This window comes from Pseudomonas sp. FW300-N2F2, assembly GCF_017351655.1.
GTDB lineage: Bacteria > Pseudomonadota > Gammaproteobacteria > Pseudomonadales > Pseudomonadaceae > Aquipseudomonas > Aquipseudomonas fluorescens_AA.
The window spans coordinates 811,154-835,692 of the sequence record NZ_JACNDQ010000003.1; the positions used below are offsets into that span (position 1 = coordinate 811,154).

Consider the following 24,539-nt stretch of genomic DNA (forward strand, 5'->3'; position numbering starts at 1 on the left):
GTCGATAATTGATCGTGCGGAATATATAGTAAGCTGCGATCGTTGGTCCTGCCTAGTAAGTGGGGCGAAAGATCTTAGGGTGTTCTTACACTGATGGAGAAATATCCGTTAGTATTTCATAGGTGTTATGAAGTTTTTCAAGGAAGTCTTCCGCTAGCTCTGGTAGGCCGCTAATATAAATATCTCTATTGGTGATTTTGAATAAGCTATAATTGGGTAGGCTGCCGATTCGCCCGCTGGATACTGGGTTGAACGGCCTATTGCTGATTATTCTTGTGTTGAGATCCTTGTCTTCAATGATGTTGTACTGGTCAGCTGTTATATCTATCGCTGTTGCTTGGTGTTCCAGCCAGTAGTGAGATATAGTATCATTTCCGTAGTGATCAGTGGCTACTCCAGATACGCCATAAACTGTGATTGTCGGCCATTTTTTTAGAATGTGGTAAGTAAGTATTAAGGAGGATAGCTTGCAGTTCATGGCAGGAAAGTCTTTTGTAATCAGTGGAGTTGTTTCTTTATCGCATAACTCCAATGCGCGTCTGATTTTTTCTGCTTCGGCTACTATGTCATTGATATCTGGCACGATAATGACTCTATGTACCTAGTGATTAGATAGGGGGGCTTTATGTTGTCTCGGTGAATGACTTGAGAGCTATTAGATGCTCTTACCTCCACCGGGCACAACGGTCCCTTTCCACGATTATGTTGATCGCTACAGCAGCTCCTAGCTTCCCGAATGGTGCGATGACGCGACCTCGAACACAGCCGTTACTGGAGTGTGAACATAGCAGCTAAACGACTACAAGGGTGGATTAAAGTCATACGATGGGCCTATCCGAACACCATGGGGCTATGCATTCCGCCCGATAATTGAGGGCGGCGTTCGATCGCGCTGAGACCTAGCTCGATGGCTCATCATTACCGTTGTGGTGGGCGCTGGCGCAAACCGAAAGCATCATCGTCCAGGTGATCCCCGGGAAGCGTTCGAGGCCGGTTTTCTGCTGCGCTTGCAGCAGACGCTGATCATGCGCCGTGAAGCCGCCACCACCCAATCAACCGGCTTTGATGCTTGAGGCGGTCTTTGACGTTTGAGATTTATTTTTCCCGCCAAACCCTCCGATCCAGCGATCTTTGATCGCGCCGATCGGAGGGTTCACTCGCTCTTTTCGCGGAGCCACCTCGTTCCTTCCTCCCATTTCAAATGTGATTAGCGCCACGTCTTCTTTTTTCGAGTAATTGCCCACGATCTCTATCGAGCGCAACGCAGTTTCAGCGTTAGGGCCGAGCTTGTCGTAGGTCTATGGCTAGAGAGGTGGCGACACCGGCGACAGCGGCGACAACCCGCGCAGCACGGGGCCTGGAACGTGGCGACAAAAGTGGCGACAGTCGCCACTTTTTGCACGCTTTGGCCATGACGCTTGACCGTCTTTTCGAGTGGGTATAAAAATTGGCGCACGGACCGCTGTCGTTGACAGCACCAGCCCAGGTAGCCAAAACCTTTAAGGCTACGCCACTTGCGTGGTGGTTCTCCCGAAGTGCGATTAGCGTCTGGCGGCTCGCACGGTCACTCCGCAAAAGTGATGGATGCCTACTCGACTTATCTGCCCACAGCGGCGGACGATGGACCTTCCTCGCTGCGCTGCAGCAACTTCATCTCTCGGCACACTTAGCTGCGCCAATCCGCGCCCGTCTCTTTCTCCTGGAAAGAGACGGGCGCTCGTACCACTGCTGCAAGCCACGTCGTACAAGGTATTGCCGCAACTCTCCTCGTGACAATCGGTCTGACAAATCCGATTCGTCGCCATCTGCGACGACACAGGCACCGGTGCCGCAGCCCATGGAAAGGCTGCACCTGACTGACAGTCAGGCATGCCCCAGGCGTCGATGTTGTTGCCTTCTCCCACTCAGGATCTCCAGGTGCCGAACTCGTCAGTCGGCACAGCCTCCGCCCGCCCGCATTTTCGGATGCGTCTAAGGAGGCCAGATTCATGGGGTCATGCCCTTGCTCCCGGTCGTAAGGAGCCGTTCGTTCCGCGTCAGTGAACACCTCACAGGCCGCAGGGGCCTTGATCCCTGATAACACTCAACAGCCGTGGCGGGACTACGTGAGGACAATCAGTAATGAACGAGGAGAGGGCCCATGCAGCAGTTAGATCCGAAGCTTGAACTACCACGATCCCCTCGACCGTTAATCGAGTCGAGCACGGTGGCCGAGCCTTATCCAGTTAAGGCGTTGGGTGGAATTCTTGGGCCCGCGGTTGAGCGCATGGCCGAGGTCATCGGCGTGCCCCAGGCACTGGCCGCGCAATCGGTGTTGGCCGCCTCGGCGCTGGCGACCCAAGGTCATGCGGGCTTACAGCTCGACGGGAGAAATTATCCCCTGTCGCTGTACTTGATCACTGTGGCCGCGTCAGGAGATCGCAAGACGGCGGCAGATCGATTTGCATTGCTGCCTGCGCGGCAATGGGAGCGTGAGCAGTGGCAGCGCTACCGCGAACAGCTCGCCCGGTACCGTGTCGCACAGCGACAGGCACTGCGTATCAACCCTGTCGAACCCGACTCCACAGTAAGCATGGCGCTTGAAGCGGAGCCCTCTGCACCCAGACTTATCACCACAGATCCAACCATTGAAGCCCTGATCAAGGGGCTCTGTCATGACTTGCCCAGCATGGGGTTGTTCTGTGATGAGGGCGGACAATTTCTCGGCAGCAGCACCATGAGTCGGGATAACCGTTTGAAAGCGGTTACCGCCTTGTCGTCACTCTGGGACGGTAGCCCTATTGATCGTGCTCGCTCGATGGCAGGCGAAAGCCTGCGAGCCTATGACCGGCGCGTGAGCCTGCACTTGATGCTGCAACCATACCTGGCCATGCAGTTACTCAGTGACCCGTTGCTGCAGGGGCAAGGCGTCCTCGGTCGCTGCCTGATGACCTGGCCTACCAGTCTGGCCGGACAGCGCAGTTATCAGGCCGTCGACTTGTCCAAAGACGCCGCACTAAAACGCTATCACCGCCGCCTTTCGGGCCTATTTCATCAACCGTGGTCACTTTCCTCTGACGGTGCTCTGCAACTATCAACGCTGAGTCTCAGTCCGTTGGCCCGTCGTCGCTGGATTGATCTGCATGATGCTATCGAAGCCCAATTGGGTGAGTTTGGGGAACTGGCCAGCGTACGGCCTAGCGGATCGAAGGCCGCCGATAACCTGCTCCGAATCGCTGCCATCCTAGCAGTTGTGGAGGAGGGCAGCACGGTGGGGGCCGACCATATCCAGCGGGCCTCCGCTTTAGTCGGCTACTACCTCACCGAGATCCAGCGTCTGACCGAACAGGAACCGGTATGCCGGGTAAAGGAGGAGGCGGACCGTCTGCTGCGCTGGCTGCAGGCCAAGGATTGGAAGTGCTTCAGTATTCGAGACCTGAACCGCAACGGTCCCCGTTTTGCCCGTAAGAGCAGTCGTCATGCCGCCAAGCTGCTGGTCGAGTTGCTTGAACATCAGTGGCTGATCACCGACGGTCACACCTTCGAGGTGCGCCATGTTCAATCTTGATGAAGCGCTGCGCAACCATCTGGCTCAGCGCCAAAAAGAACCGAAAGTGCGGTTTGTCGCCGCGAGTGTCGCCACTTTGTCGCCACGCTCAAAACCAGACAAGGCAAGGGTTGTCGCCGGTGTCGCCGATGTCGCCACCCTCCGTAAAACTATCACCTCGACGACAGCCATCCTTCAATGGTTGAAAGAGGAAGGCGCGCATCTTTACGTCACCGACAACGCGCTGTGTTTTCGCCCGACTGATTGGGCCCAGTTCGCTATCGTGAGTGTGCACTGGAGAGCCCTTTTGCATGATCTCGCGGCAGTCGATCAGGAGCAGGAAAATGGCTCGGGTCGGTAAGCGAGCGGGGCGCAATTTCGGCTTCGGTCGCCAGCTTAGCTATGCTGGACCGCAAGCACTGAAAGACCTGTTTGGCGACGGCCATTTTGCTACCGTCAAAGCCCATAGTGATCGCTGGCAGGCGTTCGTGCATTGGTGTCGATCCGATGAAGGACCGAGGGTCAATGACGCGCGCCAGATAGACCGCGAGATACTCATGCGGTACGCCGTCCACGTGCGGGAGCAGGTTGATCAGGGCAACGTCGGCGTTGCCACCGCGCAGAACCGACTATCCAGCGTGAACCGAACGATGGCCGCGCTGCGCGGTGATCAGTACGTCAAAATCCCCAGTCCGAGCAAGGCGCTGGGCTTGCAGCGCTCCAGCGTGCGTAGTGAGGTCCCGCAAGGCCAAGACCGTGCGCAGGTCAAGCTGATTGCGCAAGCGCTGTCGGAGCGTGAGCAATCTAGGGTGAGTGCCATTGTGCTCCTCGCCCGGGAGACCGGCATGCGTTTGCGTGAGGCGATCTTGGCGGACCTGCCCCGACTGCAGCATGAGGCCGGGCAACTGGGCAAGGTCAACATCCAGGACGGCACCAAAGGCGGCCGATCAGGCGCATCAGCACCGCGTTGGATCGCGGTCACTGATCAAATCCGTGGCGCCTTGGATAGGGCCTGGGAGGCTTCACCCAGTCGCAGTCGGAACCTGTTGGCCCCCAATGAGAGCTACAAAGAGTTTATGCAGTCAGTTGTGCGACCGGCACGGGACATCTTGCACGAGCATGGATTGAAAGGCTTTCATGAGCTGCGGGCGGCTTACGCCTGTGAGCGCTATGAGCAACTGACCGGCTTCCCCGCACCCGTCAATGGCGATCGTGTTCATCGAGAAGATCGAGAGCTTGATCAGCGTGCACGACAGCAGATCAGCCACGAATTGGGACATAACCGCATCGACGTGGTTAGCGCCTACATCGGAGGTCGGCGATGAAGGCCGAATTCGATATGACGTTATTTCTGAGTCCTGTGCTCAAAGGTGCACATGCCACGCGGCAGCGTCACATAAGGCAGGCAGAGAGGATGCACGAGGCGATTCGTGAGCGCTGGGGTTGCGCGACTCCCTGGTCCTGGAGGGAAAAGCACATGAGATGGTTTCTGGAGCATCATCTGCGTTGTTCAGCACCAGGGACTGTCTACTACTACGGATTAACAGCGAGGTTAATCAGCTGCAGAAAGGCGCAACTCGGTAAGAGGACAGTGTGTCCATCTTGCGTCTGATCTAGTCGTTTGCTGCTCCAGAGCTAGCCGAAGCAGTACCTTCATCAGTCGCGATAGAACAGCGTGAGATCAGACAAAAGATACCTGAGTAAAGCAAACGTCAGAGTACAGGCTTGCGCCTGATTCGCATGACGGAGTACGTTCATTTATAGAGACTTCGGTACAGGCATGTCCCCGTGTTTTTAATCAACAGCGGAGCGGGCGTAGGCGTTTGAGCCGCCAAAATACAGTCCAGCTTGGGAAGCACTGCGATGTTCTTGCTTGCAACAGGCGCCGCCACTTTCACCTTGGCGTCAGACAATGTAATACATAGATGCGCGTAGCTACCTATCTTCTTCAAACCGACATTTCTGTGCCGGCCAGGGCAGATCAACAATATGTCTCCAAAGCGAAACTGACGGAACGCCCTCACGCTGTACAAACCATTGGGCCCTCCGTAGACCTCCAGCTGCCAGAGATTTTTATCAAAAACCTCCTTTGGGTAATCCTTTTCGTCCAGGACATAGCTCCGCTCGGTATTGTCCCTGATCTTGATCAGATTGCCTGCGGAATAGACCCATAAATCCAAAATTGCAGGAAGTAAAACAGCATTGGCAAAAATGCATACCAGCAGAGCAAGAGCGGCTCGACCGGTGCGCTGCAGCACGTTGCCTTCCGATAAATAGAAAGACAAAACAGGCGCTAGGTAAAGACACATGATCAACAAGCAGACGCCGATCGCCCCAAGTGCTTCCCAGCCGTCCTCTCCGCCGCGCCAAGCCATAATACCTAGTTGAGCCGGAAACACTCCGCTCATTGAAGTAAAAGCGAGCAATAGACCTAGCCAGCCAAGCCGAACGGTGCGATAGCCTTTTCTATGCCAAGGTTTACGAGGCCCAGGCGAGAGCTCCAGTACTTTTTCCTTGAGTGATGCTTCGCTGCAGAGGACATGCCACGCTGCCCAAGCAGCAGCAAATGCGACAAATACGAAAAAGTAGCCAGGAGCAACGGCTGTACCAAAGGTTGAACCCAGTAGATTAAGCGAGAGTAGTCCGTATCCTCCACCGACAATAAGGCTAAATCGAAAGGCGAGCGTCTTTTCTAACTCCCTTCCAGGCGAACATTGTGTAATACACATCATGAAGGCTAACGACGGCACTGATACGATAACCAGAAGCGAAGCTAGAACGAGTAAAGTAAAAAACAACCAAGCTACGAGGTTCGATGGGTTTCCCAAAGAGCTCAGAATCAATTCTGGGTGATGGATAACCCACAAATACTTGGTTAGAAGTGAAGTGGAAATTAATGTCGCTGCCAAGGGAAGCCACCATTTGATGTCGGCAAGCAGTCCAGACAGCGCTTGCCGGTAGCTGGTAGGTCTCGATATCTCCGTTGGCGTTTCGGGTAGTGGGTTTTGCGCGGTGCTTTGCTGATCCGCTTCACCGGTCATTAGAGAAAATTCCTTCCTTGGGGATCGAATGCCATTTGGTCGTTCTGGCTTTGCGAAGTGCGCAATTCTAATGGAACGATACCCCTTGTCAAAACTCACTACCAATCGCCGGTTATGCCAGATGGCCGTACCCGTTACGCCTGGCTTTAACGCCCTCTCAACGGATCTGTGGCTGAAACACGCCGTAAGCGTCCGGGCGTCCCGTCTGCGTAACTCGTGGTTGTCTGACAGAACTTTTAAGCGTGAGCCCCTGAGCATGGGAATGCGGAGCCTTCCCATGCTCAGAGGTTTGGCCGAGGAGGCGCAGGCACGTCGGAGAATTAGCGACAATCGTCATTTCTGTTGCCATGCTCCACGACAGGGATCGCATGGATTGTCGCCGGTGATGCTCAGCGTATCGGCACCATATTATGGTCCCTGGTTTGATTGATGGCCGATGCCGACAGGCTGCCGGTGGCCGCCTTCTGGATATGTTCACTCCACCAGGCCATCATCGGACGCCGGCGTTCGATGTAATCCGTCCGGTTGTAGGCGCTACGAACTTCGTCCTTGTCGACATGCGCCAGTGCGACCTCGATCAGCTCCGGATCCCAGCCATGCTCATTCAGGATGGTGCTCGCCATCGAGCGCAAGCCGTGGCTGACTAGACGGTCCTGAAAGCCCATGCGCTTCAACGCCATGTTGGCGGTCTGGCTATTGGCATGGGTGCGGGGGTTTCTATCTGAGGGGAACACGTACTCTCTGTTACCGCTGAGTTGCTTGAGCGTCTCCAGTAACGAAAGTGCCTGATCGGTAAGAGGGATTGTGTGCGGCCGACGCTTTTTCATGCGCTCTGGCGGAATGGTCCAAATGCGTTTGTCGAAGTCGATATCTGCCCATCGTGTGGTGGCTGCTTCGGCAGGGCGGGTCATCGTGTGCAACTGCCATTCGATCAGGCAGCGGGTCGTGCGCTTGATGCTGGCGTTCGCGATTTCCATCATGAGCTCGGGAAGCTCCTCAGGTGGTAGCGCAGCCATGTTCTCTTTCTTGGGTTTCTTGAACACCGCCCGAATGCCATTGAGAGGGTTCGCAAATATCAGCCCGGAGTTGACCCCGTAGGTCATGATCTCGTTGAGTCGTTGGCTCAATCGTTTCACGGTTTCGAGGCTCCCTTTGGCCTCGATTGGGCGAAGGATCTTGATAACCATCGGAGCAGTGATTTGAGAGAGCGGCGTTGTTTTCATGCTTGGGAAAACATGAAGCGTCAGCGATCTCCAAATGTCTTCGGCGTAGGCTTTGGTTACGGAGTCTTTCTTCAGCTCGAACCAGGCAGTGGCCACCTTCTCGAAAGTGTGTTCAGTCTCAGCAAGTTTGGCTTGCCTTACCTCATCACGCTGGGTTTTGGGATCAGTGCCCAAAGCGAGCAACTCACGCGCCTCTGCGGCTTTCTTCCGGGCGTTGGCTAGCGAGAGGTCGGGGTATGGACCAAGCGCCATGTTGATACGGCTTCTGGTCAACGGCTCGCGGTAATTGAAATTCCACATCATTGAGCCGCTCGCGCGTACTCGAAGCTGTAAGCCATCGCCGTCGCTGAGGACGAAGTCTTTACCAGTTGCCTTGACTGCCTTGAGCTGGCGATCGGAGAGGCGGGTTGCGTTAGTAGGCATGGGAGCTACCTCCAGCACCGTTTTGGTATCCTGAAAATAGCATTTGGTAGCCCGGGATACCACCTGGGATACCAAAACGACTGGAACTCAGAAATCCTCCAAAGCCCTAAAAAGCGCTGAAACCCTTGTGTTTACTGGATTTCAGGCACAAAAAAAGACGTCCGTGGACGTCTTTAGATGATGAAATGGTGGAGCCGGGGGGATTTGAACCCCCGTCCGCCAGTACTCTGCTGTCGGTACTACATGCGTAGCCGTGTCTATTAAGTTAACCCTCAGCGACCCGACGGGCAGGGTGCTTTGGGCGAGTTGTGTAAGTTTTAGCCGCTTCGTCCACAACGTACTGCACGGCGATTCCGTTCTATATGACAATCACTTTGGGTTTACGGACATCCCCTAATGATTGCTGGACCCGAAGGTACCAGAAGCTCAGGATCTAAGGCTGCTTACGCAGCGATAGCGAATTCCTGGCCGTAGTTTTCGTCATTGGCAACTATAGAAGTTGCAACAGTGGATTTACGAGTTCTGTTACCAACTCGGCATGCACCTAAAGTTTCGCAACCGGCGTCGAATCCTAAACGGCCCCGAACCTGTCGCTCCATGAATCTGTAGGAGCGGCAGGCATGTGCAGTGTACGCCAATCCGCGTCTGAGGCCAACCCGAAGGTTGGCCGGTGGCGGTCAGGAGCTTTTACCGTCTTTGCTGACCTTCTGGATCTCCTGGATGGTCTGGGTGGTCTCGGAGATGCATTTCTCGGTGCCTTCCTTGGTATTCAGGTCTTGATGGGCCTTGGCTTGCTGAACGCTTGCCTCGACGCGGGCCTCGATATCCGAGCCCTGATACTGGGTCTTCGCGTTCTCGATGGTTTTCAGGTTTGTATCACAGAGATCGGCGGCAAACGAAGACGACGCCAGCATGGAGGCAGTAACGAACAGACCTAGCAGTACAGAGCGTTTCATATGTCTCTCCTTGAACTGAGGGCCCAGGCATCGCTGGCCATCAGGACGGCTACCAATTGAGGGAAGGTCCCGCTTTGCAGGACTTGATCAGTGGACTGTGACCGTTCGCCAGGGTTCTATTTTTCTTCAGGTCACCCTGGTTTGGGTCACTCGATCCACCAGGTAGACCAGCCCGTGGTAGTCGATTGCGCCGTGTTGTGTAAGACCGATCTCACAGGTGCGGCTGGTGGAAATCCCTTCGCTGCAATGCTGCACCGCGTCCTTCAACGAGCGCAGCGAGTGGGCGTTCAGCTCGGGTGTGGTGAAGCCCTTGTCGCCGGCGAAACCGCAGCAATGGATGCCTTCGGGGATGACCACGTTTTTACTGCATTTGCGCGCCAGGTCGATCAGCGCCTGGCTTTCGCCGAGGTGCTGTGTGCTGCAGGTGATGTGCACGGCGATGGGCGCCTCCTGAGGGATGAAGTCGAGACGCTCCATCAAATGGGTACGGATGAAGCGCACCGGGTCATACAGGTCCAGGCGCACGTCACCAAGGTCCTGGACCAACCGTAGCGTGCAGGGGCTGGTGTCGCAGTAGATGGGGTCGAGCCCGCCGCGACTGGCGTGCAGCAAGGCACCGATCAGTTCCTGGCGCTTGTGCTCGGCCTGTTCTGTGTAGCCTTTGGAAGCAAAGGGTTGGCCGCAGCAGAGGCTGTCCACATTGTCTGGAAAGACCACCTGATAGCCGGCCTTTTCCAGCAGGCCGCGGGTCTTGTCGTACAGCGACATCTGCTCCTTGTCCGCTGCCGTCGGGCCCATGACCCGCGACACGCAAGCCGCCAGGTACACCACTCGCGGGCGTTCATTCGACACGGTGGGGCTGAAACGGATGGCCTTTTCCGGCTGAGGCATGGAGCTGGTCCATTGTGGCACCTGGCCCTTGGACAGGCGCGTCAACGAGGCCGACAGTTTCGCCAGGCGGGGGGCGCCCAATAGCATGCGAGCACCGTTGGCGACGTGCAGGGCAAAGCGTGCGCCTTGCAGCGTGGTGGCGAAATTTCCCTCAATCCAGTTAGCGGTTTTCGTCTTCGTCGCGTCGCGGCTGCGCAGTTTTTTCACCAGCTCGCCGGTATTGATGCCTACCGGGCAACGTTGCGCACACAGGCCCGTGGCGGCGCAGGTGTCGATGCCCTGGTATTGGTAGGCACGTTCCAGTTCGGTGGTGTCCGTGCCGGCGCGTTTTTTCGCCTGGATGTCCCGCCAGATGACGATGCGCTGGCGCGGGCTCAAGGTCAGGTCTTTGGACGGGCACACCGGCTCGCAGAAGCCGCATTCGATGCACTTGTCCACGATCTCATCGGCGGCCGGTAGCGGTTTGAGGTGCTTGAGGTGGATCTGCGGGTCCTCGCTGAGCACCACGTCCGGGTTGAGGATGCCGTTGGGGTCGAGCAGGCGTTTGAGCTGCCACATCAGTTGATAGGCATCGCTGCCCCATTCCAGCTCGACGAACGGCGCCATGTTGCGCCCGGTGCCGTGCTCGGCTTTCAGCGAGCCGCCGAATTCCACCGCCACCAACTGCGCCACGTCATCCATGAACGCCTGGTAGCGTGCGACTTCTTCGGCGCTGTTGAAGCCCTGGGTGAAGACGAAGTGCAGATTGCCTTCCAGCGCGTGTCCGAAAAGGATCGCTTCGTCGTAGTGATGTTTGTCGAACAACTCGATCAGGCGGTTCACGCCGAGGGCCAGTTGCTCCACCGGAAAGGTCACGTCTTCGATGATCACCGTGGTCCCGGTTTTGCGTACCGCCCCCACGGCTGGAAAGGTGTCTTTGCGGATCGCCCAGAGCCGGGCGTTTTCCCGTGGGTCTTCGGTAAAGTCGACCTGTTTTTCCACCGGGAAGCCGGCCAGGGAGGTCATGATCCGGGCCAGCTGTTCCTGTAGTAACGACGATGAAGCCGCGCGGGATTCGATCAGCAAGGCGCAGGCATTAATCGACAGATGCTGTACGAAATCCGGCATGCCTGGTTTGTCCTGCACCGAGCGCAGGCTGCGGCGGTCCAGCAGTTCCACGGCCGATACCGGCTGGCTTTTCAGCACGGTGACGGCGTTGCAGCAGGTTTCCACATCCGGGAAAACGATCAGCGCCGACGCCTTGTTCGGATGGTCGACGACGGTGTTGTAGGTCACCGCACTGATGAAGCCGAGGGTGCCTTCGGAGCCCACCAACAGGTGGCTCAAGATATCCACAGGCTCGTCGAAATCCACCAGGGCATTGAGTGACAGGCCGGTGGTATTTTTCAGACGGTATTTGTGGCGAATTCGAGCGGCCAATTCGGTGTTGGCGCGGGTTTCGCGACCGAGGGTGGCCAGGCGTTCCAGCAGTTCGCCATGGCTTGTACGAAAAGCCGCCACGCTGTTGTCGTCTTCGGTGTCCAGGCGTGTGCCATCGGCCAGTACCAGGCGGATACCGGCCAGGGTGTGATAGGTGTTCTGCGCGGTGCCGCAGCACATGCCGCTGGCGTTGTTGGCGACGATGCCGCCGATCTTGCAGGCGTTGATCGACGCCGGATCAGGGCCGATCTTGCGCCCGAACGGAGCCAGCCAGGCGTTGGCCTGGGCGCCGATCACGCCGGGTTGCAAACGAATCTGCGTGCCTTGCGCGCGAATCTCGCGACCGTTCCAGTTATCCCCCAGCACAATCAGTACCGAGTCGCTGATGGCTTGGCCGGACAGGCTGGTGCCGGCGGCGCGGAACGTGACCGGGACCTGGTCCCGTTGGGCCAGTTTCAGCAGGGCAATCACTTCATCTTCGGACTCGACGCGTACCACCAGTTTCGGAATCAGCCGATAGAAACTGGCGTCGGTGCCGAAGGCCAAGGTCGACAAGGGATCGTCGAAACGTCGCTTCTGTGGGATCAGCTGTTGGACGTCGCGCAGGAAAGGGGCCGGAAGGGTCATTGGTCCTCCAGAATCAAGACCACCAGATCCTTCGGACCATGGGCGCCATAGGCCAGGACTTGTTCGATGTCGGCGGTTTTCGACGGGCCGGACACCAGCAGGGCATTGGTGGGCATGCCTTGGGCCCACTCGAATTCCTGCTGCACCTCATAAAAGTTGTCGCGGATCTCGCTGGCCTTGAGCAGGGCGAAATGCACCGGTGGTACCAGGCTCATCAGCCGTGGCTCTTCCCGCGTTGGCCAGAGAATCAGGCTGCCGGTGGCGGCAATGGCGCCGAGGGTTCCAGTGAGGCTGGCCGGGGTGTCGTTGAACAACTCGGCTTTCCATTCCTCTATCGGTCGGTCGTAAGCCTTGAGAGTTGGCAGGTCCGGATTGTTCGCCCAGAACTGTGCGATTTTTTTCCCGTGTGCGGTGGTCGGGGCGATGAGCAGGCTCGGCAATTGACGGTCGCGCAGCAATTGCGCGAGCAGGGCCGGCCAGCCGTCCTCGGACGTCAGATGGATTTCCGTGTGCACCGCCTCCATCAGCTTGCGCAATTGCGGGATACGTTCCTCCGGCGCGTAGCGATAGGTTTGCGTCACCAGTTCGACATCGAAATTGTCGGCAACCGGCGTGGTGCCCGTCAGGCTTTTACGCAGCTTGGCGAGGATATTTTCCTTGGCGCTCATCGGCGGTCTCCCTGCTGGTTCAGGTGTTCGCGAGCCAGGTCATGCAATGAGCGGGCGGCGGGTTGGGGGGCGCTGTGGTTCTGGGCCCATGGGCCGAGGTTTTTCGGTGTCAGGGCGCGCAGGCGCGTGGCGAGGAACCCGAACAGTCGGTACAGCCGCGGTGAGCTGTTGAGCCAGGCCCAGGCATTCCAGATGAAGCGCTCCTTGGGCGAGTATTTGCTGCCCTGGCCGCGCATCACCTGGTTCGGGCTGTCCGGCGCCTTGACGTTTTCTTCCCGCAGTCGCCGCAGCAGCGCGGGGATCGGGATCTTCACCGGACACACTTCACCGCAGGCGCCGCACAGCGAAGACGCGCTCGGGTGGTCCGGCACCTTGGCCAGGCCGACCATGTGCGGTGTGATGATTTTTCCGATAGGCCCCGGGTACACCTCGCCGTAGGCATGGCCGCCGATTCGGGTATAGACCGGGCAATGATTCATACAGGCGCCGCAGCGAATGCAGTTCAGCGTCTGGCGCAGTTCGCTGTCGGCAAACGCCTGGCTGCGACCGTTATCGAGCAGGACCAGGTGGACTTCCTGGGGACCGTCCAGCTCATCGGCCTTGCGTGGCCCGGAGATCATGTTGACATAGGTCGTGATGGGTTGGCCGAGGGCCGAGCGAGTCAGCAGCGAGAGCAGTGGCACGACATCGCGCAGGTTCTCCACCACTTTTTCGATGCCGGTCACGGCGATGTGCACCGGCGGCACGGTGGTGGACATCCGCCCATTGCCTTCGTTTTCCACCAGCAGCAGCGTGCCGGTTTCGGCAACGGCGAAGTTGACGCCGGAGACGCCGATGTCGGCTTCGAAGAATTTCTGCCGCAATACCTTGCGACCGATCTGAATGAGTTGGTCGACGTCCTTGGTGTACTCCACGCCGAGTTTGTCGTGGAACAAGGACGCGACCTGACCGGCATTCTTGTGGATCGCCGGCATAATGATGTGTGAAGGCTTCTCGTGGTCGAGCTGGACGATGTATTCCCCCATGTCGGATTCGAGACATTCAATGTCCCGAGCCTCGAGGAAATGGTTCATCTCCATCTCTTCGCTGACCATCGATTTGCCCTTGATCACTTGCCGCGCCTCGTGAGCGCGGATGATCGAGAGGACGATGCCATTGGCTTCGTCCACCGTCTCCGCCCAGTGCACGTTCACACCGTTGCGGGTCAGGTTGGTTTCCAGTCGCTCGAGCAGGTCGGGCAGCTTGGATAACGCACGGGCGCGGACGGCATTGCCCAGCACCCGCAGGTGTTCTCTTTCGTGGGCATCGCTGAAGGACGCTGCCCGCTTGGTCATCAGTGAATCCATCGCGCTGCGAAAGTTGTTTCGCAGTTGCGTGTCGTCCAGGGCCTTGTGGGCCCGGGCACGAAAATCTTCCTGCGCCTCAACCGGTACTACAACGGTGGGGATCAGCGTCGGCGTGCTCATGCGGCACCTCCGGTACGCTGCCAGAGGAAGCTCGCCAGGTGCTTGCCGCGCAACGCCTCCTGCTGTTTTTCCAATGCGCCGTTGATGTTCATCAAGCAACCGCAGTCGGCGCTGAGGACCTGATGTGCGCCGGATTCCTTCAGCGCCCGGGTCTTGTCGGCCACCATCGCGCCGGAAATATCCGGCATGCGAACACTGAACGTCCCACCAAACCCACAGCACTCGCTTTCGTGGCTGTGTTCGACTCGCTCCACATTACGCAACTGCGCCAACAACGCGCGGCCGTGCAAGTGGGTATTCATCTCACGCCGTGCCGAGCAAGACGTATGCAGCGCGACCTTCACCGGCTCGCCGCTGTCGTTCAACTGCACCTTGCAGACCAACAGCAGGAACTCGGCCAGTTCATAGGTCCGGGCCGCCAGGGCCTGCACCTGTTTGAGGGTCTCCGGCTCGTCCTTGAACAGGTCGGCGTAATGCTCGCGCAACATGCCGGCGCAGGAACCCGAGGGCACCACCACCGGATAGTCTTCGGCAAACAGGGCCAGTTGCGCCCGTGCCACCGTCCGCGCCTGCTCGGTGTACCCCGAGGTGTAGGCCGGTTGTCCGCAGCAACTTTGCCCTTGCGGGTAGTCCACCCGGATCCCTTCGCGCTCCAGCAGATGAATCGCATCCATCCCGGCTTCGGGATAGAACAGGTCCACCACGCACGTGCCGAACAGGTAGACCCGACGCGGCTTTTCGCTGGGGTACTGCCGAGGCTCGGGCAAGGGCGGGGCGAGACGGGTCGCGTTTGGTACGGCGTTGTAAAAAAGCTCGCTCATCAGGCGTGTCTCCGGGTGGTCCCGGTTATCCGTCCGCTGAGGCTGCTGAATATAGCCAGGAAATCTTTCAGCAGCCTTGCAGACCCGGTTGTGAATAGCAGACGCCGAATCACGGTTCGGCGTCGGTTTTTCCAGTATTGCGTGTAGGACTTAATGAACCAGCATGCCGGTAAACCAGTAGGCCTGGGCCAACGTGATCAGGCCGACAATCGTTGCAAAGAATAGGCTGTGTTTGAGGGTGAAACGGAACAGATCCGATTCCTTGCCCACCAGCCCGGTCGCCGCGCAAGCCACCGCAATCGATTGTGGCGAAATCATCTTGCCGGTCACGCCGCCGCTGGTGTTGGCTGCGACGAGCAGGGTGTCGTTGACGCCGATCTGGTGCGCGGTGGTGGCTTGCAGCGAGCTGAACAGCGCGTTGGACGAGGTATCGGAACCGGTCAGGAACACGCCCAGCCAACCCAGGAATGGCGAGAAGAACGGGAACGCTGCGCCCGTGCCGGCCAACACCAGGGCCATGGTCGACGACATGCCCGAGTAGTTGGTGACGAAGGCGAAGGCCAGCACCATGCCGATGGACAGGATCGGCCAGCGCAGCTCGAAAAGCGTCTCTTTAAAAGTGGTAAGACCAGTTTTGATGTTGATCTTCAGCACCAGCATCGAGATCAACGCGGAGAAGAAAATCGCCGTGCCGGTGGCGGAAATCGGATCAAGCTTGAACACAGCCGGGATGGCGGTGGGGTTGATCACGATGGGGGCGACCTTGATCACCATCTGGTCCAGGTGCGGGATGGCGAAGTTGAACACCCAGCCGTACATCGAGCCGCCCGCGGCGAACATGGCCTTGAACGGCTTGAGGGTCCAGATCGTCACCAGCACGGTCAGGATCAGGAACGGCGACCAGGCCTTGATGATTTCCCCCAGGCTGTAGGGCGAAGCCACGGTGCTGCGCGGCTGGCCGAAACCGCCGACGCTGGCGGTGACCGTTGCGCTGGACGTCGCGCCGGCAATCTGGGCGCCGGCAGTGCGCTTGGGCTGCCAGACTTTCAGGAACAGGGTCAGGGAAATCAGGCTGGCCAGGGCCGAGGTGATGTCCGGCAGTTCCGGGCCGATGAAGTTGGAGGTGAAGTACTGGGTGATGGCGAAGCTCAAACCGGCCACCAGCGCTGCTGGCCAGGTTTCCCGCACGCCGCGCAGGCCGTCCATCATGAACACCAGCCAGAACGGCACGAACAGCGACAACAGGGGCAGTTGACGACCGGTCATGGCGCCGATCTTGAAGGCATCGATCCCAGTGACCTGGCCGGCCACGATGATTGGAATGCCCAGGGCGCCGAACGCCACCGGGGCCGTGTTGGCGATCAGGCACAGGCCCGCGGCGTACAGAGGGTTGAAGCCCAGGCCGACCAGCAGCGCGGCGGTGATCGCCACCGGTGCACCGAAGCCGGCGGCACCTTCCAGGAACGCGCCGAAGCAGAAACCGATCAGCAGCACTTGCAGGCGTTGGTCATCGGTAATCGACAGCACCGAGCTGCGAATCACCTCGAACTGGCCGCTCTTGACGGTCAGTTTGTAGAGAAACACCGCGGCAACGATGATCCAGGCGATGGGCCACAGGCCATAGGCAAAGCCATAGCCGGCGGCGGCGAAGGCCATGTCTGCGGGCATGTTGAACGCGAAAATCGCCACGGCAATCGCCAGGGCCAAGGTGATGCTGCCGGCCACATGCCCCTTGAGGCGAAACACCGCCAGGGCCAGGAAGAAAAATACGATGGGAATAACGGCCGCGAGTGCGGACAAGCCGAGGCTGCCGAGCGGGCTGTAGAGCTGTTGCCAGGTTTGCATAGTGGGTGGGCCCCTAATTGTTGTTGGTCAGGCACTGGTCAGCGGGTTTGGTTAATTGGTAATACCAATTTACAAGCGCTGTTGGCTAGGGTAAAAGCCTTGGTTGTCGTGTGTCAATTTGCCGCCCTGAAACTTTCGTCGAATAAGCGGTGCAGACGGCATTTGATCCGTTCGAACAAATGGCTTTTGGTGGGTGTAGGCACGGCCCGGATGGGCCAGAATAGAGAGCCCGGCGAGCCGTCGGGATCGTGGAGAATTGAGTTATGGGGTTTGATCAGATTCGTCAGCGCCGTTTGTCTGACGATATTGTCGAGCGGCTTGAAGGCATGATCCTTGAGGGCACGCTGAAGTCCGGCGAGCGCCTGCCGGCCGAACGGACCCTGGCCGAACAGTTCGGCGTGTCACGTCCTTCATTGCGCGAGGCGATCCAGAAACTGGCCGCCAAGGGCTTGCTCGTCAGTCGCCAGGGCGGCGGTAACTATGTCGTCGAGTCACTGGGCTCGACATTCAGCGATCCGCTGCTGCAACTGCTGGAAAGCAATCCCGAAGCGCAACGTGACTTGCTGGAGTTCCGCCACACCCTGGAGGCGTCCTGTGCGTACTACGCGGCACAACGGGCCACGGATGTGGATCGCGAACGGCTGACGGCAGCCTTCGACGAGCTGCAGGATTGTTACTCGCGCCACGATGAGGTCAGCCGGGCGGAGGAGGGCGCGGCAGATGCCCGGTTCCATCTGGCGATCGCCGAGGCCAGTCATAACGCAGTCTTGCTGCACACCATTCGCGGCTTGTTCGACCTGCTCAAGCGCAACGTCGTCACCAACATCGGCGGCATGTACAAGCAGCGCAGTGAAACCCGCGACATGCTGATCAGCCAGCATCGGGAGTTGTACCAGGCCATTATGGACGGGCATGCCGAACAGGCGCGGGAAGTGTCCAGCCGACATATCTTGTATGTGCAGGAAGTCTTGGAAGAGGTGCGCCAGGAAGTGCAGCGGGTGGCGCGGGCGGAGCGGCGCAAGGGGATGTGAGTGTGCTTGCGAAGCCTGTGGGAGCGAGCTTGCTCGCGATAGCGGTCAGTCTGACCCATCAATGTTGAATGAGTCGACGCCATCGCGAGCAAGCTCGCTCCCACAATTGGATCTTCGGTGAACGCGGGGGTTGCGTATCGCCGTGATCCTGTGGGAGCGAGCTTGCTCGCGAAAGCGGTCCTTAGGACGAAAGAATCAGTCTTCCTTGCCCTTGTTGCGCACCGCGCGCTGCAGCTCGCGGCCGGCGTCGCGTTCGCGCTCGGTATCGCGCTTGTCGTACTCCTTCTTGCCCTTGCCCAGGGCAATTTCGCACTTGATCAGGTGCTTGCTCCAGTACAACGACGTGCAGACGCAGGTGTAGCCCTTCTGCTGCACGGAGGCGAAGAGCTTTTCCAGCTCGCGCTTGTTGAGCAGCAGCTTGCGCGAGCGCACCGGGTCGGCAATCACGTGGGTGCTGGCGGTGGTCAGCGGCGTGATATGACTGCCCAGCAGCCAGGCCTCGCCGTCCTTGAGCAGTACATAACTGTCGACCAACTGCGCCTTGCCAGCACGCAAGCTCTTTACTTCCCAGCCGGCCAGGACCATGCCAGCCTCGAAACGCTGTTCGATGAAGTAATCGTGTCGCGCCTTTTTATTTTGCGCGATGGTCCCTGTGGGGTGTTTCTTCTGTTTAGCCATAGGGGCGGCATTATAGGCAGTTGCGGGCGTGTCGGCTACGGTGAACCTGCGTGCTTGAGCACGTTGAGTGAATCCCGGACAATGCGGCCTCTTTTTTGAACGCTTGGGCGTGATCACGATGTCGACAGACAAGGTTTCTGTCCACGGCAGTTGGGCTAGCCGCTGGGTCTTCATACTCGCGGCGACCGGTTCTGCCGTGGGGCTGGGTAGTATCTGGAAGTTTCCGTACATGGTCGGCGTCTACGGTGGCGGCGCCTTCGTATTGATGTTCCTGGCGTGCATCGCGCTGATCGGCGCGCCGGTGATGCTGGCCGAGACGCTGATCGGCCGTCGGGCCCGGCAAAGCCCGGCCAATGCCCTGAAGGTACTGGCGGTAGAGGCTGGCCATTCGACCAAGTGGTCGTGGGGCGCCTTCGCCGGGATGATCACGGCGCTGTTGATCCTGTCTTTCTATAGCGTGGTCGGTGGCTGGTCCCTGGACTACATCATCGACATGGGGCGCGGGGATTTCCAAGGGGCCACGCCAGATCAGGTGGGCGCCTACTTCGGCAATGTGATCGCCGATCCCTGGAGGCTGACCCTTTGGCACACGATCTTCATGGTCCTTTCGGCGGTGGTGATTGCCCGGGGCGTGGTGGCCGGACTCGAGCGCAGCCTGCGGATCATGATGCCGTTGCTGTTCGTGATGATCCTGGTGCTGCTGGGCTACAGCATGACCACCGGGCATTTCATGGAGGGCGTGCATTTCATGTTCGACTTCCAGCCGGAGAAAGTCCTGGACGGCCTGCTGCCGGCCATGGGGCATGCGTTTTTCTCCCTGAGCGTCGGGGTCGGTTCGATCATGATCTACGGCGCCTACATGCCCAAGAACGCCTCCCTGACCCGAACCGTCTTTGGCGTCGCGCTGCTGGACACTTTCGTGTCGCTGCTGGCGGGTGTGGCATTGTTTCCGATTGTGTTCGCCGCTGGCCTGAATCCCAGCGAGGGGCCAGGGTTGATGTTTGTCAGCCTGCCCTTTGCCTTCGGCAGCATGGCTTTCGGCCAAGTGATGGGCGTGGTGTTTTTCGTGCTGGTGGCCATCGCGGCCTGGAGTTCGGCCATTTCCCTGTTGGAACCCATGGTGGCTTACTTGGTTGAGCGGACCCGCATCAGCCGCGCCTGGGTGACGTTCTGGCTGGCTTTCACGTGCTGGTTTGTCGGCCTGGGTACGGTGTTTTCCTTCAATATATGGAAGCAAGCGAAGTTTTTCGTGAACGAAGGTGGGCTGTTCCATCTCTATCAGTGGGGGGCGACCGGAGGGCTGGATTTCTTCGGCGTGATTGATTTCTTCACATCACGGATCATGCTGCCATTGGGTGGTTTGTGTTTCGTGGTGTTTGCAGGATGGGTCATGGGGCGTGATGCGGTGCGTGATGAACTGTCGCTGCGCAGCCCGGTATTGTTTGCCTTGAGCCTGTTCTTGATGCGCTATGTGGCGCCCATCGGCATTCTCGTAGTGTTTGCCGCCCAGCTGTGGAAGTGACGCTTACATGACGACACATATTCAACGCTCGGCCTTGCTGCCCTACCCGGCGCAGGCGCTGTATGACCTGGTCAACGACGTGGCGAGCTACCCGGAGTTCTTGCCGTGGTGCTCATCCGCCGAGGTGCTGGAAAGCTCCGAAACCCAGATGCGCGCCAGCCTCAACATTGCCAAGAGTGGCTTGAGCCAGCGCTTCGTCACGCGTAATACGCTGGTGCCGGGGCAGTCCATCGAAATGAACCTGGAAGAGGGGCCCTTCAATCAGCTCCACGGCGTCTGGGTGTTCAAGCCGTTGGGTGAGAAGGCCTGCAAGATCAGCCTGGACCTGTCGTTCGACTACGCCGGTCCGCTGGTGCGAGCGACGTTGGGGCCGCTGTTCAATCAGGCCGCCAATACGCTGGTTGACGCGTTCTGCCAGCGGGCCAAGCAGAATGCAGAGCTCAAGCGTTGATTGAGATAGAAGTGGTGTATGCCGCGGTGGACCGCCAGGTCTTGCGCACGTGCATGGTGCAGGAAGGCACCAGTGTTCGCGCGGCACTGCTGGGCTCGGGGATTGCCGATGCATTCCCGGAGCTGGACCTGGCGACGTGCCCGGTGGGGATTTTTGGCAAGGTGGTTGCCGATCCGGTTAATCAAGTGGTGCAAGCGGCGGATCGATTGGAGATTTATCGACCTTTGTTGGCTGATCCGAAGGAAATTCGTCGCCTGCGCGCGGCCAAGGCTGCCCAGGCGCGACAATCGGAGCAATGACCTGGCTTGAATGGCAGGCAATAAAAAACCCGGCATGCCGGGTTTTTTCATGTCGCAATTTATTGCGGCGAGGTGTCCAGCGGCTCTGGTGTCGGGACCGGTACGGTCTCGACTTTGTCCACGTCCTTCTGGATCTGGTCCAGCAACGAACCTGGCTTGACCGGTTTTTCCGGTTTCGGCTGTTCGGCGTTCTGGGTCGGATCGGTCACGGTGGTGCCGCTGTCCTTGCCCATGATGGCCTCGTCGCGGCTCACGCCAGGCATGAAATCGCCCGACAGGCTGACAAGTTGGTCGTCAGGACTGAAGATAACGCTGATGCGTTCCTGTTGGCGCTCACCGCCGCCAGGCTGCAAGCTGTACAGATAATCCCAGCGATCGGCATGGAACGTGTCGGTCAGCAGAGGGTTACCCATGATAAACCGTACTTGCCGGCGGGTCATTCCCGGGCGTAACTGGTCTATCATGTCCTGCGTGACGACATTGCCCTGCTGGATGTCGATTTTGTAAACCCCGGGGAATGAACAACCGGCGAGTGCGAGCAGTCCCACAAAGGTGAAACTGGTTAGCAAGAGCTTGGTGTTTTGCATCGGTGGGCGACTTCCACTATCTTGGCTGGGACAACGTAAACGCCGATCATACCCGCATTAAGAGAAGCTGCGAAGCAGCATCGCGAGAAAGCTGACCATGGTTGAAAATAGCGAACTACGCAAAGCCGGCCTCAAAGTGACCCTGCCACGGGTCAAGATTCTACAAATGCTCGATTCCGCAGAGCAACGCCACATGAGTGCCGAGGATGTCTACAAGGCGCTTATGGAGGCTGGCGAGGACGTCGGTCTGGCCACGGTTTACCGTGTTCTGACCCAGTTCGAGGCAGCTGGCCTTGTGGTGCGACACAACTTCGACGGAGGCCATGCGGTCTTCGAACTGGACGATGGCAAGCATCACGACCATATGGTCAACGTCGAGACCAGTGAAGTCATCGAATTCTTCGACGAAGAAATCGAGCGGCTGCAGAAAGCAATCGTCGACAAGTATGGTTTCGAGATGGTTGATCACAATCTTGTACTGTACGTACGCAAGAAAAAGTAAGCATGTCGCGCGGACTTGAGGTTCGCGAAACGAACGAAGGCGACCCCAGGGTCGCCTTCGTGCTTTCTGTCGCTCTCAGATTTTGGCGGTAACGACCATTTTTTTCGCGTGGGCCAGGGATTCCTTGGTGAGGTCGATACCCCCGAGCATTCGCGCCACCTCCTCTACTCGCTCGTTTTTGTTGAGTTTGGACACGGCGGTGCGAGTCGCGTCCTCGCCACGCACTTTGTGCACGAATAAATGCTGGTGTCCCTGGGCGGCGACCTGGGGCAGGTGAGTGACGGTCAGCACCTGGCCGCGTTCCCCCAGTCGGCGCAGCAACTGGCCGACAATTTCCGCGGTTGGACCACCGATGCCCACGTCCACTTCGTCGAATACCAGTGTTGGCACCCGAGAGGTCTGCGCGGTGATGACCTGGATAGCCAGGCTGATTCGCGACAACTCACCGCCGGAGGCGACTTTGGCCAGGCCCTTGAGCGGTTGCCCGGGGTTGGCGCTGACCAGCAGTTCCACCTGTTCCAGTCCATTGGGTTGGAGCTCGTCACCGGCGTTGGGGCGCAACTCGATGGTGAAGCGTCCGCCCGGCATGCCCAGGCGCTGGATCTCCTGCTCCACGGCACTGGCCAGCCCTGTCGCGGCCTGGCGCCGCAGTTCACTGAGCTCCTTGGCCTTTTCCTGGTAATGACGGGCATAAGAAGCCAGTTCGTCCCCCAGGCGCTCGATGGATTCATCGTTGGCGTTCAGGGTTTCCAGTTCTTCCAGCAGGCGCTGCTGGAGTTCGGCAACATCGGTTGGCTGGATGCGGTGCTTGCGCGCCAGCGTATAGATGGTGTCCAGGCGCTCTTCCAGGTACTGCAGGCGCGCCGGGTCGGCATCGAAATGATCGAGAAAGCGGTTCAGTTCCCCAACGGCTTCCTCGACCTGGATCTGCGCGCTCGTCAGCAGGTTGGTCGCTTCGTTCAGGGCGCCCACCGAATTGTTCACGCTGGAGAGTCGGTTCAGGCTCGCTGTCAGGGCATTGAGCACATTGCCCGAATCACTCTCGCTGCATTGTTCGACCACCTGTCGGCAGATGCCCAGCAGGGTTTCGGCGTTGGTCAGGTTCTTGTGTTCCTGCTCCAGTTCTTCCAGTTCATTTTCGCCTAGGGACAGGTTCTCCAGTTCTTCGAGCTGGTAGCTCAATAGCTGGTGACGGGCACGCTGTTCGTCGCCGGAGTTGGAAAGGCGGTCGAGTTCCTGCCGAGTCTGGCGCCAGCGTTGGGCGGCCAGTTGGACTTGCCGGGCCAGGTCGGTGGCGCCGGCGTATTCATCCAGCAGGCGACGATGGGTATCGGTCTTGAGCAGGGATTGGTGTTCATGCTGGCTGTGGATGTCGATCAGCAGTTCGCCGAGGGCCTTGAGATCGCCCAGGGGGCAGGGTGTGCCGTTGATGTAGCCTCGGGAGCGGCCTTCGGCGGTGATGACCCGGCGCAGGATGCACAGGCCGTCGGTGTCCAGGTCGCGTTCGGCCAGCCAGGCGCTGGCCTCGGGGATGTCGACCAGGTCGAACGTCGCCAGGATGTCGGCCTTGTCCGCTCCGGGGCGCACCACGCCGCTGTCGGCGCGGTCACCCAGCGTCAGGCCCAGGGCGTCGAGCATGATCGACTTGCCCGCGCCGGTTTCACCGGTGATCACGCTCATGCCTCGATCGAGTTCGAGGTCGAGATGTTCGACGATGGCGTAGTTGTGTACGGACAGGTGCACCAGCATAAGGCCGCTCCCAGGCTTTAGGTCTGGTTATTTATACAGTGTTTTGTTTCGGCCTGACAATGCCCGCGCTTAGCTCGATTTGCTTGGGAAAGTGATTTTCTTAGCGCCGTGAGGAATGATTATGCAGCTGCTTTTTGTAAGGTTAATTCGTCAGTTGGCCCTTGAAGCTGGAAAACCCGGCCCCATATACCGGGGCAGAAGCGCGAGTCGAGCTCGCGGACGAAGTTGAAAGGAGAAATCTCTATGGCTGACGAACAGACGCAGGACACGCAAAATCTAGACGCCAATCAGGCTTCCCAGGATTCCGGTGAAGACCTGGCGGCACGTGTACAAGTGCTCGAGGAGCAACTGGCCGGTGCGCAGGATCAGGCGTTGCGTGTAGCCGCCGACCTGCAGAATGTCCGCCGTCGCGCCGAGCAAGATGTAGAAAAGGCCCATAAATTCGCCCTGGAGCGTTTTGCCGGCGACCTGCTGCCGATCATCGACAGCCTGGAGCGCGGCCTGGAGCTGTCCAACCCGGACGACGAAAACATCCGTCCGATGCGTGAAGGCATCGAGCTGACCCTGAAAATGTTCCAGGACACCCTCAAGCGTTATCAGCTCGAAGCCCTTGATCCCCATGGCGAGCCCTTCAACGCCGAACATCACCAGGCCATGGCGATGCAGGAAAGTGCCGACGTCGAGCCAAACAGTGTCTTGAAGGTTTTCCAGAAGGGCTATCTGCTTAACGGCCGTCTGCTGCGCCCGGCCATGGTCGTGGTCAGCAAGGCGCCGGCACCGGTTTCGCCTTCTATTGATGAGCAGGCTTGAAATC

General features: G+C 58.6%; 22 protein-coding genes and 1 other RNA gene. 10 read left to right on the forward strand and 13 right to left on the reverse strand.

What is annotated here, in order from left to right; genetic code table 11:
* Positions 1-85 precede the first annotated feature (85 nt).
* Complete coding sequence (locus J4E63_RS24230) at positions 86-583, reverse strand: hypothetical protein (protein WP_207283585.1); 498 nt, start codon at positions 581-583, stop codon at positions 86-88.
* Between the two features lie 1,557 nt (positions 584-2,140).
* Here J4E63_RS24230 and J4E63_RS24240 point away from each other — a divergent pair.
* Genes J4E63_RS24240 through J4E63_RS30985 form a run of 4 tightly spaced genes read left to right on the forward strand, consistent with a single transcriptional unit; the run spans position 2,141 to position 5,138 of the window.
* Positions 2,141-3,547 (forward strand): YfjI family protein, encoded by a 1,407-nt coding sequence (locus J4E63_RS24240; RefSeq protein WP_207283586.1) that lies wholly within the window; start codon positions 2,141-2,143, stop codon positions 3,545-3,547.
* The gene (locus J4E63_RS24245) at positions 3,534-3,887 is read left to right on the forward strand and encodes a hypothetical protein (protein ID WP_207283587.1); all 354 of its coding nucleotides are present in this window, start codon (positions 3,534-3,536) and stop codon (positions 3,885-3,887) included. The genes J4E63_RS24240 and J4E63_RS24245 overlap by 14 nt, the downstream gene beginning before the upstream one ends.
* The gene (locus J4E63_RS24250; protein ID WP_207283588.1) at positions 3,871-4,851 is read left to right on the forward strand and encodes an integrase domain-containing protein; all 981 of its coding nucleotides are present in this window, start codon (positions 3,871-3,873) and stop codon (positions 4,849-4,851) included. The genes J4E63_RS24245 and J4E63_RS24250 overlap by 17 nt, the downstream gene beginning before the upstream one ends.
* Entirely contained in the window at positions 4,848-5,138 is a 291-nt protein-coding gene (locus J4E63_RS30985; protein ID WP_259334203.1) for a hypothetical protein, read from the forward strand. Before J4E63_RS24250 ends, J4E63_RS30985 begins: the two co-directional genes overlap by 4 nt.
* A 142-nt stretch (positions 5,139-5,280) precedes the next feature.
* Here J4E63_RS30985 and J4E63_RS24255 read toward each other — a convergent pair whose 3' ends face one another.
* The 9 genes from J4E63_RS24255 to J4E63_RS24295 all read right to left on the reverse strand — a co-directional run bounded on the left by J4E63_RS24255 (position 5,281) and on the right by J4E63_RS24295 (position 16,906).
* On the reverse strand, positions 5,281-6,567 hold the full coding sequence (locus J4E63_RS24255) for a hypothetical protein (protein WP_207283589.1): 1,287 nt from the start codon (positions 6,565-6,567) through the stop codon (positions 5,281-5,283).
* A 389-nt stretch (positions 6,568-6,956) separates the two neighbouring features.
* Positions 6,957-8,213 (reverse strand): integrase domain-containing protein, encoded by a 1,257-nt coding sequence (locus J4E63_RS24260; protein WP_207283590.1) that lies wholly within the window; start codon positions 8,211-8,213, stop codon positions 6,957-6,959.
* 186 nt (positions 8,214-8,399) lie between these two features.
* Positions 8,400-8,796: a transfer-messenger RNA gene (gene ssrA, locus J4E63_RS24265) on the reverse strand.
* A gap of 94 nt (positions 8,797-8,890) precedes the next feature.
* On the reverse strand, positions 8,891-9,169 hold the full coding sequence (locus tag J4E63_RS24270) for a hypothetical protein (protein ID WP_207283591.1): 279 nt from the start codon (positions 9,167-9,169) through the stop codon (positions 8,891-8,893).
* Positions 9,170-9,295: 126 nt separating this feature from the next.
* The gene (locus J4E63_RS24275; RefSeq protein WP_207283592.1) at positions 9,296-12,106 is read right to left on the reverse strand and encodes an FAD-binding and (Fe-S)-binding domain-containing protein; all 2,811 of its coding nucleotides are present in this window, start codon (positions 12,104-12,106) and stop codon (positions 9,296-9,298) included.
* Positions 12,103-12,774, reverse strand: a complete 672-nt coding sequence (locus J4E63_RS24280; RefSeq protein ID WP_207283593.1) for a lactate utilization protein C — start codon at positions 12,772-12,774, stop codon at positions 12,103-12,105. The genes J4E63_RS24275 and J4E63_RS24280 overlap by 4 nt, the downstream gene beginning before the upstream one ends.
* On the reverse strand, positions 12,771-14,240 hold the full coding sequence (locus J4E63_RS24285; RefSeq protein ID WP_207283594.1) for a LutB/LldF family L-lactate oxidation iron-sulfur protein: 1,470 nt from the start codon (positions 14,238-14,240) through the stop codon (positions 12,771-12,773). The genes J4E63_RS24280 and J4E63_RS24285 overlap by 4 nt, the downstream gene beginning before the upstream one ends.
* Positions 14,237-15,061 (reverse strand): (Fe-S)-binding protein, encoded by an 825-nt coding sequence (locus J4E63_RS24290; protein ID WP_207283595.1) that lies wholly within the window; start codon positions 15,059-15,061, stop codon positions 14,237-14,239. Before J4E63_RS24290 ends, J4E63_RS24285 begins: the two co-directional genes overlap by 4 nt.
* A gap of 150 nt (positions 15,062-15,211) precedes the next feature.
* The gene (locus J4E63_RS24295) at positions 15,212-16,906 is read right to left on the reverse strand and encodes a lactate permease LctP family transporter (RefSeq protein ID WP_060743082.1); all 1,695 of its coding nucleotides are present in this window, start codon (positions 16,904-16,906) and stop codon (positions 15,212-15,214) included.
* Positions 16,907-17,169: 263 nt separating this feature from the next.
* Here J4E63_RS24295 and J4E63_RS24300 point away from each other — a divergent pair, with 263 nt between their 5' ends.
* The gene (locus J4E63_RS24300; protein ID WP_072411334.1) at positions 17,170-17,937 is read left to right on the forward strand and encodes an FCD domain-containing protein; all 768 of its coding nucleotides are present in this window, start codon (positions 17,170-17,172) and stop codon (positions 17,935-17,937) included.
* A 195-nt stretch (positions 17,938-18,132) separates the two neighbouring features.
* Here J4E63_RS24300 and smpB read toward each other — a convergent pair whose 3' ends face one another.
* Positions 18,133-18,615: an SsrA-binding protein SmpB gene (smpB, locus tag J4E63_RS24305; RefSeq protein WP_042730880.1), complete on the reverse strand. Its 483-nt coding sequence runs from the start codon at positions 18,613-18,615 to the stop codon at positions 18,133-18,135.
* 118 nt (positions 18,616-18,733) lie between these two features.
* Between smpB and J4E63_RS24310 the strand changes: the two genes are divergently transcribed.
* The 3 genes from J4E63_RS24310 to J4E63_RS24320 are packed head-to-tail and all read left to right on the forward strand — an operon-like array spanning position 18,734 to position 20,887.
* A complete protein-coding gene (locus J4E63_RS24310) occupies positions 18,734-20,137 on the forward strand; it encodes a sodium-dependent transporter (RefSeq protein ID WP_060743081.1) in 1,404 nt (467 codons plus the stop codon).
* A gap of 7 nt (positions 20,138-20,144) precedes the next feature.
* Positions 20,145-20,588 carry a type II toxin-antitoxin system RatA family toxin gene (locus tag J4E63_RS24315; RefSeq protein WP_060739231.1) on the forward strand — a complete coding sequence of 148 codons (444 nt, stop codon included), beginning with the start codon at positions 20,145-20,147 and terminating at the stop codon, positions 20,586-20,588.
* Positions 20,585-20,887: an RnfH family protein gene (locus J4E63_RS24320; protein WP_207283596.1), complete on the forward strand. Its 303-nt coding sequence runs from the start codon at positions 20,585-20,587 to the stop codon at positions 20,885-20,887. Before J4E63_RS24315 ends, J4E63_RS24320 begins: the two co-directional genes overlap by 4 nt.
* A 59-nt stretch (positions 20,888-20,946) precedes the next feature.
* Here J4E63_RS24320 and J4E63_RS24325 read toward each other — a convergent pair whose 3' ends face one another.
* Positions 20,947-21,474 carry an outer membrane protein assembly factor BamE gene (locus J4E63_RS24325; protein WP_060739229.1) on the reverse strand — a complete coding sequence of 176 codons (528 nt, stop codon included), beginning with the start codon at positions 21,472-21,474 and terminating at the stop codon, positions 20,947-20,949.
* 97 nt (positions 21,475-21,571) lie between these two features.
* Between J4E63_RS24325 and fur the strand changes: the two genes are divergently transcribed.
* Positions 21,572-21,976 (forward strand): ferric iron uptake transcriptional regulator, encoded by a 405-nt coding sequence (gene fur, locus J4E63_RS24330; protein ID WP_003197684.1) that lies wholly within the window; start codon positions 21,572-21,574, stop codon positions 21,974-21,976.
* 75 nt (positions 21,977-22,051) lie between these two features.
* Here fur and recN read toward each other — a convergent pair whose 3' ends face one another.
* The gene (recN, locus tag J4E63_RS24335) at positions 22,052-23,725 is read right to left on the reverse strand and encodes a DNA repair protein RecN (protein ID WP_072411328.1); all 1,674 of its coding nucleotides are present in this window, start codon (positions 23,723-23,725) and stop codon (positions 22,052-22,054) included.
* 243 nt (positions 23,726-23,968) lie between these two features.
* On the opposite strand from recN, the gene grpE reads away from it, so the two are divergent.
* On the forward strand, positions 23,969-24,535 hold the full coding sequence (grpE, locus tag J4E63_RS24340) for a nucleotide exchange factor GrpE (protein WP_060739227.1): 567 nt from the start codon (positions 23,969-23,971) through the stop codon (positions 24,533-24,535).
* Positions 24,536-24,539: the final 4 nt, after the last annotated feature.